This window comes from Phocaeicola faecalis (genome assembly GCF_021730445.1).
Taxonomy (GTDB): domain Bacteria; phylum Bacteroidota; class Bacteroidia; order Bacteroidales; family Bacteroidaceae; genus Phocaeicola; species Phocaeicola faecalis.
This window is the reverse complement of the sequence record NZ_JADNRM010000012.1, coordinates 18,728-32,375: the sequence shown is the minus strand read 5'-3', so window position 1 is coordinate 32,375 and position 13,648 is coordinate 18,728. Positions and strand designations below refer to the sequence as shown.

The following is a 13,648-nucleotide window of genomic DNA, read 5'->3' as shown; positions in this document are numbered from 1 at the left end:
ATTAGATAGACTCTTATTGATATGAATTTCAGAACGCAAGTAGAACTGCCTAAAAAGGAAACAGAAATCCGTCATTCTGACCGAATTATGCTATTTGGTTCCTGTTTTGCCGAAAATATCGGAAATTTGTTGCTGGCAAATAAGTTTCGGTGTGATGTGAACCCTTTTGGTATTCTATATAATCCTTTATCTGTGGCAGAGGCTATCCGTCAAACTCTCTCTTATAAAACTTATAATGAGGCGGATTTGTTTTGCGACAGGGCGGGTTGGCATAGTTTTATGCATCATAGCTCTTTTTCAGGCAATTCGGCAGAAGAATGTCTGTCGCGGATTAATGACAGGTTGGGGAGAGCTGCCATGGAATTGCCGCAAACCGACTGGCTGATGATAACGTGGGGGACGGCATGGGTCTATTCTCTGAAAGAGACTGGGACGATTGTGGGTAACTGCCATAAACAACCGGATAAATTGTTCACTCGCAGGCTTCTTTCAGTAGAAGAAATAGTGAGCGAATATTTCAACTTGTTGAAAACTTTGCGGGAATTGAACCCTCGTCTGAATGTTCTGTTCACGGTCAGTCCCATCCGGCACGCTAAAGATGGTATGCATGGTAATCAGATAAGTAAGTCGACCCTTTTATTGGCGGTAGATACTTTACAACGCCATTTTCCGATGTGTCATTATTTCCCTTCTTATGAGATTATGATGGATGAACTTCGCGATTACCGCTTTTATGCAGACGATATGCTTCATCCTTCGCGTGTGGCCGTATCTTATTTGTGGGAGTGCTTCGGAGATACTTATTTCAGTACTCAGACACGGCAGATAATGAAAGAATGGGAAGAGATATGCAAAGGATTGAATCATAAACCTTTCGATGCCGGTTCAGAGGCATACCGTAGTTTTTTAACTCAAATAGTGTTAAAGATAAGCAGGATGAAAGAAAAGTTCCCGTATTTTGAACTTCAAAAAGAATTAGAACAATGTCAAGCTCAATTGAAAATATAGTAAAGGTCTTGGGTGCCAAACGTGTTGGTGACCGCAATGCACAGATTGATTGGATTTTAACGGATAGCCGTTCGTTGTGCTTTCCCGAAGAAACTTTATTTTTCGCGTTGAAAACCAAACGTAATGACGGTCATAAGTATATTCCCGATTTGTATGAACGTGGAGTGCGTAATTTTGTAGTGAGTGAACTGCCTGAAAACAAGGATGTTTATGCCGATGCCAATTTTTTGCAATTGGCCAATCCGTTAAAGGGGTTGCAAAAGCTGGCGGAGAAACACAGGGAGCAGTTCCTCATTCCGGTGGTCGGCATTACCGGAAGTAACGGCAAAACCGTAGTGAAAGAATGGTTGTATCAGTTGCTCAGCCCCGACCGTGCGGTTACTCGTTCTCCTCGCAGTTATAATTCACAGATTGGGGTACCGCTTTCTGTGTGGTTGATGAATGAAGAAACCCAGTTGGCTATCTTTGAAGCCGGTATTTCTGAGATGGGTGAAATGGAGGCTTTGCAGAGTATTATCCGTCCTACTATCGGTATATTGACAAATATCGGCGGTGCGCATCAAGAGAACTTTTTTTCTGTTCAGGAGAAATGTATGGAGAAGCTGACACTTTTTAAGGACTGTGATGTGATTATCTATGATGGTGATAATGAACTAATCAGTTCTTGTGTAAGTAAGTCTCTTTTTACTTCGCGTGAGATTGCCTGGTCTAAGAAGGACAATGAACGTCCTTTGTTTATAGAGTCTGTTCGGAAAGGAGAGGACTCCACCACTATTAAATACCGTTATTTGGGGATGCCGAATGAATATAAGATACCGTTTATTGATGATGCATCTATTGAAAACTCATTGCATTGTCTGGCGGTGGCTTTATATATGATGGTACCTGCCGAAGACATTGCAGAGCGTATGGCGCATTTGGAACAAATTGCGATGCGTTTGGAGGTGAAAGAAGGAAAGAATGGCTGTGTCATTATCAATGATAGTTACAATTCGGATTTGGCGTCATTGGATATTGCACTTGATTTTATGTCACGCCGCTCGGAAGACAAAGGCAAGAGACGTACGCTGATTCTTTCGGATATGCTTGAAACGGGGCAAAGCAGTAAACTGCTTTACCGTCAGGTGGCCGAACTGGTGCATAGCCGTGGAGTGGAAAAGATTATCGGGGTAGGTGATGAGATTCGTACAGCCTCTTCTCGTTTTGAAATAGAGAAGTATTTCTTTCACAGCACGGAAGAATTGTTGAAGTCTGACCTATTGTTCAACTTGCGTAATGAGGTTGTCTTGATAAAGGGTTCACGAAGTTTCCATTTCGATGATATTTCGGATCGTCTGGAGCTGAAAGTACATGAAACGATTCTGGAAATAAATCTGAATGCATTGGTTGATAACCTGAATTATTATCGTAGTAAGTTGAAACCGGAGACAAAGATGGTGTGTATGGTGAAGGCATCGGCTTATGGAGCCGGTTCATACGAGATAGCGAAGACCCTTCAAGACCATCGGGTGGATTATTTGGCTGTAGCGGTTGCCGATGAAGGTTCGGACTTGAGAAAAGCCGGTATAACCAGTTCCATCATTATTATGAATCCGGAATTGACCGCCTTCAAAACCATGTTCGATTATAAGCTCGAACCTGAAGTTTATAGTTTCCATTTATTGAATGAATTGATAAAGGCTGCCGAAAAAGAAGGAGTGACTAATTTCCCTATTCATATCAAACTGGATACCGGTATGCATCGGCTCGGCTTTACGCCGGATGAGATACCAGAGTTGATAGAGCGTCTGAAAAAGCAGACGGCTGTCATTCCTCGTTCCGTATTTTCGCACTTGGTGGGAAGTGATGCCGAACAGTTTGATTCCTTCACGCGCCGTCAGATAGAAACTTTTGAAAAAGCATCACAGGAGTTGCAGGATGCTTTTCCGCATAAGATATTGCGCCATATCTGTAATACTGCGGGCATAGAGCGTTATCCCGGTGCGCAGTTCGATATGGTTCGTCTGGGAATAGGGCTATATGGTGTGGATCCTTTTACCAATAAGATTATTCATAATGTCAGTACGTTGAAAACAACGATTCTCCAGATACACGATGTACCCAAAGAGGAGACTGTGGGCTACAGTCGGAAGGGGCATTTGGAGCGTGATTCCCGCATAGCGGCCATCCCTATCGGCTATGCCGACGGATTGAACCGTAAATTGGGTAATGGACACGCTTACTGTTTGGTGAACGGACAGAAAGCACCGTATGTAGGTAATATATGTATGGATGTGTGCATGATAGATGTGACGGATATCGACTGCAAAGAAGGGGACAAGGCAGTGATATTTGGTGATGATTTACCGGTAACGGTCTTGGCTGAAATTCTGGAGACAATTCCTTACGAGATATTGACAAGTGTCTCTAATCGGGTGAAAAGAGTTTATTACCAGGATTAACGAAAAAACGACCTCAATAATCCCGGTAAGAAGGAAGAATTTACGTTTCTTTTCTGTATATTTGGAAATAACCAAAAAACGGAATGCCATGAAACGTATATTCTTCCTTTTAGTATGTTTGTGTTTGCCGTTCTTTTCTTTTGCCCAGAAGACAGGAGAGTCAAGGCAATTGACAAAACAGGATTCATTGCGTTTGCAACAGTTGTTGAACGGACAGGTGGAAATCGTTATCGATGATGAAACCCAACAAGAGATAGACCGCTTGTTTAATCCGGAGAAGTGGAAAATGAAGTCCACTCCTTTCCCTAAAAAGAATATGAAGTTTGAGACAGAACTTCCCCGCTATTATATTTCTCAGATAGATACGATTGACGGCCAAGGGTATATCCGTCTGTTGCCTTACGGTCCTTTTAATTCTCCTGACGAAGAAAAGATTTATGTGGAGATTCCGCTTAATAAGGAATATCTGGCTGGTTATGATTCGCGGCTCGAACCGGCATCGGCAGGAAAGTTCACTCCCAGTGCTTTGATGGTGGGAGCCGGTATCAGCACCACTTTTAATGCAGATAAACTCTTGGGCATCATATTTAGCAAAAAAATGCGTGCCAAGGAAAAGAATACCAAGGAAGCCAAGTCGTGGGAAGGATATTAGCTTACAGGATTAAGCGTTTTCTTCCTTTCTATTAAGCCATTTTGTACTGTAGATTATTAAGTCCCGCTACAGTAGAACGTACGTCCCATTATAGTGGAACGTAATAATCTGCCGCTTAAAAGACCTTAGTCTTTAGTAAGGAATTGCTTCATCTGCTTAACGATTCCGGATGAGTATAGAGGGTGGTTTGCTTTCATTTTAGTACCTTTGTATTCGTGAGAGCAAATCAAGAAAAGCATGAATGAAGAAATAGCAGAATATTACGAAGAATTATACAACCTGTGTGTCGTTGAAAAGGAACAGCCTTTGACACGCCGTTACAGGCAGTTGCGTGAAGCACTGGAACGGGTGATGAGGCAGCAAATGCAGGGAACGAGTCTGCAAGTTACAGATTTGGCTGCCCGTATTAATTATGTGTCCACTCAATTTGCGTTGGATGGTAAGGAACAGAATCAATTACATACATTTCGTCTGACTTCGAATGATATTCTGAATCACCGCAAGGAACCGTCCGAACAGGAATTTTTGCGAGACCTCCGTGCCGTGGCTTATGCCTATCGGAAGATTTTTCATGAAGATATTCCGCTGAAACTTTATGTGCAGCTTCCTAAGCAGGAAGTGATTGCTGTGATGGAAAGGGCGAAAGAGGCCCGGATTCGTCGTATCCGGGTGTGCTTTGAATATGCTGATGAAAGCTATTTGTATGTTCGCCCGATAGATGTGCTTGAAGAAGAACCGGTAAAGGTGAATTATAACAAGTCTGGTGTAAATGAGGAGTTTAAAGATACGGTGGAGGCACTTTGGCGGTATGCTCAATTGAACTTGCTGGATGTAACCGTCGATGATGATGGGGTTTATACTCCTTCTTTTATAGTACTTGAGCCTGACTATTTATTGGATATCAGTTCATTGGCGGAGTGTTATAAGGATTATGGCAGCCATCCCGCCAATTATTTCCTGAGCCGTCTGGTTCCTATTGAAAATGCCCGTCCCTTATTGCTGGGTAACATTGCCAATCTGTTTTTGGATGAATGGATACATGCAGAAGAGGAAGAGCCCGATTACACTGAATGTATGAGAAAGGCTTTCCGGCAGTATCCTATCGAACTGGCTGCTTGTGAGGAGCTTTTGAATCCTCAAAAAGAGAAAGAGTTCGCACAAGACTGTAGAATGCATTTCGAACATATCCGTGAAACAGTGCAGGAGACATTTATGCAACCGGGATATAATCTTGATAAGAACGATGCTGTGTTGGAACCTTCTTATATTTGTGAGGCACTCGGCATTCAGGGGCGTTTGGACTATATGCAGCGTGACATGAGCAGCTTTATAGAAATGAAGTCGGGCAAGGCGGACGAATATTCCATGCAAGGCAGGCTGGAACCGAAAGAGAATAATCGTGTACAGATGTTGCTCTATATGGCGGTGTTGGAATATAGCATGGAGCAAGACCGTCGCCGTATGCATCCTTACTTATTATATACTCGTTATCCGTTACTTTATCCGGCACGGGCGTCTTGGGCGCAAGTGCGGCGCATCATTAATCTGCGCAACTGTATTGTTGCTTTGGAATATGGGGTGCAGTTGCATAATCATCCTTCGTTCACCCAACAGCTGTTGGCGCAAATCAATCCTTCTGTACTCAATCAGAAGGGCTTACAAGGACGGTTTTGGGAGCAGTATCTTAAACCGTCTATTTCTCGTTTTGGTGAGCGTTTGGAATTGCTTACTCCGTTGGAACGTGTCTATTTCTATACGCTCTATAATTTTATTACAAAAGAACTTTATACTTCTAAATCGGGGGATGTGGATTGCGATAGCAGAACAGGTGCTTCTGCCTTATGGCTTAGTACGCTGGATGAAAAACGGGAGGCCGGCGAGATTTTGTATGATCTTGCCATTGTTGAAAACCGTGCATCACAGGCTCATAAAGCCTTTATTGTGTTGGCTATACCTCAATATGAAGAAACTTTTCTGCCCAACTTCCGTAATGGAGATGTGGTGGTGCTTTATGAACGTAATAAAGATACGGATAACGTGACCAATAAAATGGTGTTTAAGGGAAATATAGAATCCATAACCGACAGTGAGTTGCGGATTCGCCTTCGGGCATCACAACGGAATCCGTTGGTGTTTCCCGAAAACAGCCGTTATGCTGTGGAGCATGATACGATGGATACCACTTTCCGAAGTATGTATTTGGGGCTGTCTTCTTTTATGGATGCGAATCCGGAGCGTAGGGATTTATTGTTGGGACAACGTCCTCCTCGTTTTGATACAGCTTATGAAAATAGAATAGCCTGTGCGACCGATGATTTTGAACGGGTAGCTCTGAAAGCGGTGGCAGCCCGTGATTATTTCTTGTTGGTGGGGCCTCCGGGAACCGGAAAGACGTCTCGCGCTTTGAGGCGTATGGTGGAGCATTTTTATGCTTGTCCCTCGATGCAGATTCTATTGTTGGCTTACACCAATCGGGCCGTGGATGAGATATGCCAGTCGCTTTCTTCCATCCGGCCGCAAGTGGATTACATACGAGTGGGAAGTGAATTGTCTTGTGATGCGCGTTTCCGCAAACATTTGTTGGAAAATGTGTTGTCGGAATGTAACAACCGTCGGGAGGTAAACATCCGTATGGCAGATTGTCGTATCTATGTGGGAACGGTTGCATCAATTGCATCTAAATCGGAACTGTTCAAGTTGAAGCATTTTGATGTGGCAATTGTTGATGAGGCTACACAAATATTGGAACCTCAGTTACTGGGAGTCCTTTGTGCACGGTTTAAGGACGGACGTAACGGAATAGGAAAGTTTATCCTGATTGGTGATCATAAACAGTTGCCGGCTGTTGTGTTGCAGAGTAATGAACAGTCTGAAGTGCACGATGAAGAGTTGCGGCGGATAGGACTTTATAATCTGAAAGATTCTCTTTTTGAACGGCTTTATCGTTTTCATTTGCAGGAAGAACATTCTCCGGCGGTGGATATGCTTTGCCGTCAGGGACGTATGCATCCCGGTGTGGCCTTGTTTCCTAATCGGGAGTTTTATGCCGGAAAGTTGGAGGCGTTGGGACTGCCGCATCAGTTGGAAGATGTTGATGCTCCGGTTCGGTTTATTCCTTCGGAGCGGAATACGGAAAGTGTTTCGGGAAAGACGAACCGGAATGAAGCGTGTATTGTCGCTCAATTGGCGGCTGATGTGTATCATCTTTATAAGGAGGGTTTTGATACTAACCGTACTTTAGGGGTTATCACTCCTTATCGTAGTCAGATAGCATTGATTCGGAAAGAAATTCAGTCTTTGGGGATACCGGCTTTGAATGAAATATCAGTGGATACGGTGGAGCGTTATCAGGGAAGTGAACGTGATGTAATCATTTATTCTTTTTGTGTAAATTACCTTTATCAGTTGAAGTTCTTGCCTAACCTGACGGAAGAGAATGGAGTATGGATAGACCGTAAATTAAATGTGGCATTGACGCGTGCCCGAAAGCAGTTGTATATAACGGGAGTGCCCGATATTTTGAACCATAACCTGATATATCGCCGTCTGATACAGGCTATTAATTAGGGAAATCCCTACCTGTTTGTAGGGCTTTTCCTTTTATTGTATTTTTTCCCTTTCCTATTTTTGTAGTGTTCTAAAAATAAGGCACTATGAAACGATACATTCTTTTTCTTTTAGCCGCAATGCTGGAATGCGGAATCATGTTTTCGCAGAATAACCGGCCATTGAGTCCGATGTTGAATATTCCGGGTGAGTTCAAACAGGACTATAAAGATGTGAAGAAAGGCACCTCTTGTATTTTGCAGCGTGTTATCAAGTTGAAAAGACCGACTGAACAGGGTGAGTCCAAATTGCAGGCTGTGGTGGTTGCCAATGGAATACAGGTAGGTGTTCCAGTGAATGAATTGGGTGTGATAGCGCTCAAAGCCACGGATAAGAATTCATTCTGGCAGACAGCACAGTTATCAAATGATTTAATCTCTTATTACGAGAAGAAAGGCTATCAAGAGGGAATGCGGAAAGAGCAGGCTCGTGAAGCAGATGATTATATGAAAGAATTGGAGCAGGCCAAACTCTTTTATGATGATGCCGCAATAGAGGATTATTTGCAATGTATGCTGTTGAGTATCATACCCGAAAAGATGGCAGTAATGCGCGACGGAACTCCGTTGGTGCGTGTGTTGAAATCTCCGGCTCCTGATATGTTGATGTTGGGAAATGACTGCTTGCTGGTTTCTACGGGAATGTTGACTACATTGGACAGTGAAGAGGAACTGTATGCGGTAATGAGTCGTGAAGTGGCCCATTATGTGCTCGATCATGCCATTATCACCGTAAACAAGAATATTGCCCGTGCCAAGCGTGCACAGTTTTGGGGAGCTGTAGCGGACGGAGTGGTTGCCGCTACGGAGGAATATCTGTATGATCGTTATGATTATTATGTTCCCGGACTGATTTTTGCAACGAATGATGTAGTTCAGGCATTGGTTAATGATAATATCGCTAACCGTATGGGACTGGATTACTCGGAGAAACAAGAGAAAGAGGCTGACCGTATGGCCATGAGCTTTATGAGTTTGATGGAAAAGAATAAGGAGGCAGTCATCTCTGCTTTGAATAAAATCAATCAATATTATCAGCGCAATAAAGATGTGGAAGTATTATCCAAGTACGGTGCGTATGGTTCTTTGCCCGAAAGGGTGGGGAAGCTGGGTAAGTTCACCCCATTGGCTGAAGACCGGAATTATTTAAAGAAAACCTCTACTGTGGTCAGCTATGAGGCAGGCATGATGGATTATAATAAGAAATATAACGAATCAAGGCGTTTGGCAATGAAGAATATAAATAATGCTATGGCTTGTTCGGATGATTATCTGATGGTGGCACGCAGCATTATGAAATTGTCTAATAGCAAAGAAAGCAATGCAGAATGTCTGGAGTACCTGAATAAGGCGGATGAGACATCTAAAATAACGAATGTGAATATCTGTAAGATGAAGATATTATTGCTGCTCAGAGAAAACAAACAGGCGGATGCCGTTAATTTGTTGCATGAGTATCAGGAACTGTTAAACAGGATGTATCAGCAACCTCACAGTCAGGAAGACTCACAGTGGATTGCCGGCGAACATACCTGGGCGGAGAAACTACTGGATAGGACATATATTATGTAAAAGGCTATAAATCAGAGAACGCAACACTAAAACTAAACAGAAAATTCCCCTGTTTCGATTCTTCGGGACAGGGGAATTTATATGGGTTATAATGAACCGGCTGACTGGACTTTAGGCATCGACAGGTTTGTATTTCGGTACTAGTATTTTCATTATTACCCAACCCAGCAGGTAGGCTACTGCACAGATGCAGAAGATAATGAAATAGCCGGCAGGTTTTCCTTCGAATCCCATAAACTTCATACCGGTCTGTGCGGCATAATCGAACAGTCTGCCCGACCCCATATTAATAAGGGATGAGCCGATACCGCCTGCCATACCGCCAATACCTACAATAGTGGCAATGGTGCTCTTGGGGAACATATCGCCTACAACGGAATAAATATTGGCAGACCAAGATTGGTGTGCTGCTCCCGCAATGCCGATAATAACAATCGGAAACCAATAGGAATAGTTGCCAAGCGGCTGTGCGAATAAGGCCAATAAAGGGAATAAGGCAAAGATAAACATAGCCTGCATACGGGCGGCATATGGGTTCTTGCCGGTCTTGTTGATGATGATAGTAGGAAGCTTGCCGCCATAGATAGATAACATGGTGATGGCATATAAAACGAAAATCAACAATTGTGCCGTACCGGTGTCGGAAGCAAATCCATATACATCTGAAATGTAAGCAGGGGTCCAGAAAAGGAAGAACCACCACACACCGTCAGTCATAAACTTTCCAATGAATACTGCCCATGTTTGAGGAAATTTGAAACATTTCCAAAATGGAATTTTCTTGTTGTCGAATTCATTGGCGCTGGCCTGTTGCTCCACTGTTTGGTCTGCATTGTTATTATCTTGTTCGATATATTCGAGTTCTGCTGCATTGACGCGTGGGTTGGCTGCCGGCTTCTTATAAAGGAACATCCAGCATCCCATCCAGATAAAGCCCAGTCCGCCGATGACAACGAATGCCATCTCCCAACCATTGCCGATACCTATACTCTGGAAGTAACGTGCCAAAGTCGGGATGGTAACGGGAGCAGCCAAAGCTCCTATGGTAGCTCCTGCATTAAAGATGGAAGTGGAATAGGCGCGGTCTTTCTTGGGGAAATATTCGGCTGTCACTTTAATGGCGGCAGGGAAGTTTCCGGCCTCACCTACACCAAGCACGATGCGTGCTGCAATAAAGTAATATACGCTGGTGATGGCAATGGTAGAAGCGACGGCTCCGGTGGCGGAAATCATTTCTTCCGCATTGTGGATACCTAGTGTATGCTCGGTTGCCCAACCACAAAGTGCATGCAGACAAGCTCCTATTGACCATACGGCAATAGCCCAGAGATAACCTTTCTTGGTACCCATCCAGTCAATAAAACGTCCGGCAAATAAGTTGGCTATTGCATATACAATAGAGAAAATAGCCGTGATATCTCCATAATTTGAATCTGTCCAGTGAAACTCGGGAGCGATGAAATCTTTCCAGGTCAACGACAATACTTGTCTGTCCAGATAGTTGACAGTAGTGGCGAAGAATAACATGGCACAGATAATCCATCTGAAGTTTGTCATCTTCCCGCTGGCATTTTGAAATGTACTCATAATAATAGATTTAGTAGATTATATTTTTCTTAATGGTACAAAAGTAAGTATTTTGGTGTCGGTTTCTATGTAAAAATTGGTAGAAACCATGTATTATTCGGTCAACAATGATTAAAAAACAAGTTTGTCATTCCGAAAGCGGCGAAGAATCTCAATCATAATCATGAAAGCTCTTCATCACATTCAGAATGACAAACATCAATGAGAATCGGACGAGAGTGGAATCCGCTTATTTCATTTTTGTATATTTGATTTCATCCTTGTCACTATACTTCAGGTTTTCTCCTGCCATACCCCAGATAAAGGTATAATTGCTGGTTCCTGCAGCTGCGTGGATAGACCATTCGGGAGAAGTAATAGCCTGTTCGTTGTGCAACCACACCAGACGTTCTTCTTGGGGTTCACCCATTAAGTGGCAGATAGCATTTCCTTCGGGCAGGTTGAAGTAATAATAGGCTTCCATACGGCGTGTGTGAGTATGTGCCGGCATGGTATTCCATACAGAACCCGGAGCAAGTTCGGTAAGTCCCATCTGCAATTGGTTCGTACCACCGTCTTTTACTCTTTCCAATACATCTTTCACAATCAACTGGTTTACGATACGGTCGTTACTGTCTTCCATTTTTCCGTAGTGGTCAGAGATAGCCAAAGCATATTTCTTGGGGTTTGCCTTTTGAAGTTTGGCATCGGTTGTAATCAGCTGAGTGACGTATGGCTTGTAAGCCGGTGCTGAGTTGATATAGAATTTAGCCGGTTTGGTAGCATCGTTACTCTTAAAGGTAACCTCTTTGTTGCCGCACCCTACATAAAGTGCTTCTTTGTACTTCATGGGATATTCCTTACCGTCTACAGTGACTACACCGTCACCGCCAACATTAATCACACCCAGTTCACGGCGTTCGAGGAAGTAAGTGATTTCCGGACCCAGTTCGCGGAATGTTTCCAGTCTCAGGACTTTGTTTACAGGCATGGCACCTCCATAAATGAGGCGGTCGTAGAGAGTATAGGTGACATTGATTTCATCCGGTGCCATTACTTTCTCCATCATGAACGAGTTGCGCAGACGTTCTGTATCATAGTGTTTTACATCTTGCGGATGGCAAGCTGTCTGTACCTTGTAATTTACTTGAGCTGAAGCTGCCAAAGCAGACACGCCCAGCATCATTGCAATTGCTAATTTTTTCATTTTCGTTCTTATTTATTAGTTATCTTATTTTCTGTTTTTATTATTGAGCGTTTTTTACCGACTTCTGATATTTGATGATGGCACGACGGTTTAATACCATCAGGAATAGGGTTATTAACACTAAAATAGCCGAACCGATTATCTTAAATGTATAAGTCATGTGGAATATTGCCCAAGAGAAGGGACTGGATGCAAAGTCCAATGCACCGCCTTCAAAGCCTTGGGGGATATTAACGGCTGCATCTTGCGTTTTGGCATAAACATCTTGTGCGGCTTGAGTAAAGTAAGGAGCTAAATCTGTTACGAAGTACAAGCCAATAGCCAATACAACAAACCCGATAATGAAGGTTTTTAATACGTTACCTTTAGTGATGGGCAATACCAATGGGAATACATAGAACATACCTGCCAATGAAGCCAAAGGTAAGAATTCATTGCCGGGGAGTACCACTGCCAGCAACAGTGTAACGGGAATCAGTAACAATGATACGACCAAAGTTGCAGGATGGCCGATTACCAGAGCAGGACTCATACCGATATTCAGTCCGACTGCACCTTTAAATTTCTTTGCAATCATTTCGCGGGTAGCGTCAGAGATGGGTTTCAAACCTTCAATAAACAAACTGGTGATGCGTGGAATCAATTCCATAACGGCACCCATCTTAATACCTAAACCTAAAATATAAGGAATCTTGTCTACCACTTCCTGTCCGTTTTTACAAGACAGTGCGCCAATACCGCAACCGACCAAAATACCTAAGAACAAAGGCTCGCCTAGCAGACCGAACTTTTTCTTCATGCCTTCGGCATCAATATTCAATTTGTTGAATCCGGGTATTTTATCCAATACTTTATTGATAACAATAGCAAATGGCACAAATCCTGCGCAGAAAGGCTGGGGAATGGAAATTCCTTCCATCTTTTCATAAAAGCCCTGGAACTTGTCTGCCGTATAGTCTGCCAGAATCAAAGTGATGATATAACAGATGATAGCAGCAAAGAATCCCCATAGGATGCTGCTTGTTGCAAAATAGACTACTGCACCGATAAAGGCAAAATGCCAATAGTTCCATAAGTCGATATTAACCGTACGTGTAGTCTTTGTTAATAACATCAATATGTTGACACCCAGACAAACCGGAATGATAAATGCACCTACGGAAGTATTATAAGCAACGGCAGCAGCAGCAGGCCAACCCATATCGAATACTTTTAATTGGAGACCGTATATTTCGACAACTTTACTTAAAGCGGGACCAAGGCTACTGGTTAACAAGGCTGTAACAACAGATAATCCAACAAAACCGACTCCGACCAACAAACCACTTTTTAATGCTTTGCTTAATTTAATACCGATACAAACTCCTAAGATTGTAAAGATAATAGGCATCATCACAGCTGCACCCAGACCGATGATATAACTGAAAACTTCTTCCATTCTCTTGTGATTTAATAGTTAAATGAATGTGTTCCTACAATAGTATGAATTAAAAACTGCCCCAAAAATAAAACCTTTTCTCAATTAATCAAACGGGAAAACCTTAATTATTAGTAAAATGGACAATTTTGCACACTTTTTATCGTTACCGTGCACAAT

8 protein-coding genes are annotated in these 13,648 nt (G+C 42.9%); 5 read left to right on the top strand and 3 right to left on the bottom strand.

All coding sequences use genetic code 11. From position 1 onward, the window contains the following. Window positions 1-21 precede the first annotated feature (21 nt). From IR173_RS11965 to IR173_RS11945, 5 genes are all read left to right on the top strand, one after another. Entirely contained in the window at window positions 22-1,008 is a 987-nt protein-coding gene (locus IR173_RS11965) for a GSCFA domain-containing protein (protein WP_237039829.1), read from the top strand. After that, window positions 984-3,449 carry a bifunctional UDP-N-acetylmuramoyl-tripeptide:D-alanyl-D-alanine ligase/alanine racemase gene (locus tag IR173_RS11960; RefSeq protein WP_237039828.1) on the top strand — a complete coding sequence of 822 codons (2,466 nt, stop codon included), beginning with the start codon at window positions 984-986 and terminating at the stop codon, window positions 3,447-3,449. Before IR173_RS11965 ends, IR173_RS11960 begins: the two co-directional genes overlap by 25 nt. An 88-nt stretch (window positions 3,450-3,537) precedes the next feature. Next, window positions 3,538-4,101, top strand: a complete 564-nt coding sequence (locus IR173_RS11955) for a DUF4858 domain-containing protein (RefSeq protein ID WP_237039827.1) — start codon at window positions 3,538-3,540, stop codon at window positions 4,099-4,101. Between the two features lie 237 nt (window positions 4,102-4,338). Beyond that, window positions 4,339-7,668: a DEAD/DEAH box helicase gene (locus IR173_RS11950; protein WP_237039826.1), complete on the top strand. Its 3,330-nt coding sequence runs from the start codon at window positions 4,339-4,341 to the stop codon at window positions 7,666-7,668. 86 nt (window positions 7,669-7,754) lie between these two features. Beyond that, entirely contained in the window at window positions 7,755-9,278 is a 1,524-nt protein-coding gene (locus IR173_RS11945; protein WP_237039825.1) for a M48 family metalloprotease, read from the top strand. 111 nt (window positions 9,279-9,389) lie between these two features. Here the strand turns inward: IR173_RS11945 and IR173_RS11940 are convergent, their stop codons facing one another. From IR173_RS11940 to IR173_RS11930, 3 genes are all read right to left on the bottom strand, one after another. Further along, window positions 9,390-10,865, bottom strand: a complete 1,476-nt coding sequence (locus IR173_RS11940; protein ID WP_237039824.1) for an MFS transporter — start codon at window positions 10,863-10,865, stop codon at window positions 9,390-9,392. Between the two features lie 229 nt (window positions 10,866-11,094). Beyond that, a complete protein-coding gene (gene kduI, locus IR173_RS11935) occupies window positions 11,095-12,051 on the bottom strand; it encodes a 5-dehydro-4-deoxy-D-glucuronate isomerase (RefSeq protein ID WP_237039823.1) in 957 nt (318 codons plus the stop codon). Window positions 12,052-12,091: 40 nt separating this feature from the next. Beyond that, window positions 12,092-13,489 (bottom strand): PTS galactitol transporter subunit IIC, encoded by a 1,398-nt coding sequence (locus IR173_RS11930; protein ID WP_237039822.1) that lies wholly within the window; start codon window positions 13,487-13,489, stop codon window positions 12,092-12,094. Window positions 13,490-13,648: the final 159 nt, after the last annotated feature.

Excerpts from the sequence above, each read along its gene's own strand:
- IR173_RS11965 (WP_237039829.1), top strand. The coding sequence starts at position 22 with ATGAATTTCAGAACGCAAGTAGAACTGCCTAAAAAGGAAACAGAAATC.
- IR173_RS11960 (WP_237039828.1), top strand. The coding sequence starts at position 984 with ATGTCAAGCTCAATTGAAAATATAGTAAAGGTCTTGGGTGCCAAACGT.
- IR173_RS11955 (WP_237039827.1), top strand. The coding sequence starts at position 3,538 with ATGAAACGTATATTCTTCCTTTTAGTATGTTTGTGTTTGCCGTTCTTT.
- IR173_RS11950 (WP_237039826.1), top strand. The coding sequence starts at position 4,339 with ATGAATGAAGAAATAGCAGAATATTACGAAGAATTATACAACCTGTGT.
- IR173_RS11945 (WP_237039825.1), top strand. The coding sequence starts at position 7,755 with ATGAAACGATACATTCTTTTTCTTTTAGCCGCAATGCTGGAATGCGGA.
- IR173_RS11940 (WP_237039824.1), bottom strand. The coding sequence starts at position 10,865 with ATGAGTACATTTCAAAATGCCAGCGGGAAGATGACAAACTTCAGATGG.
- kduI (WP_237039823.1), bottom strand. The coding sequence starts at position 12,051 with ATGAAAAAATTAGCAATTGCAATGATGCTGGGCGTGTCTGCTTTGGCA.
- IR173_RS11930 (WP_237039822.1), bottom strand. The coding sequence starts at position 13,489 with ATGGAAGAAGTTTTCAGTTATATCATCGGTCTGGGTGCAGCTGTGATG.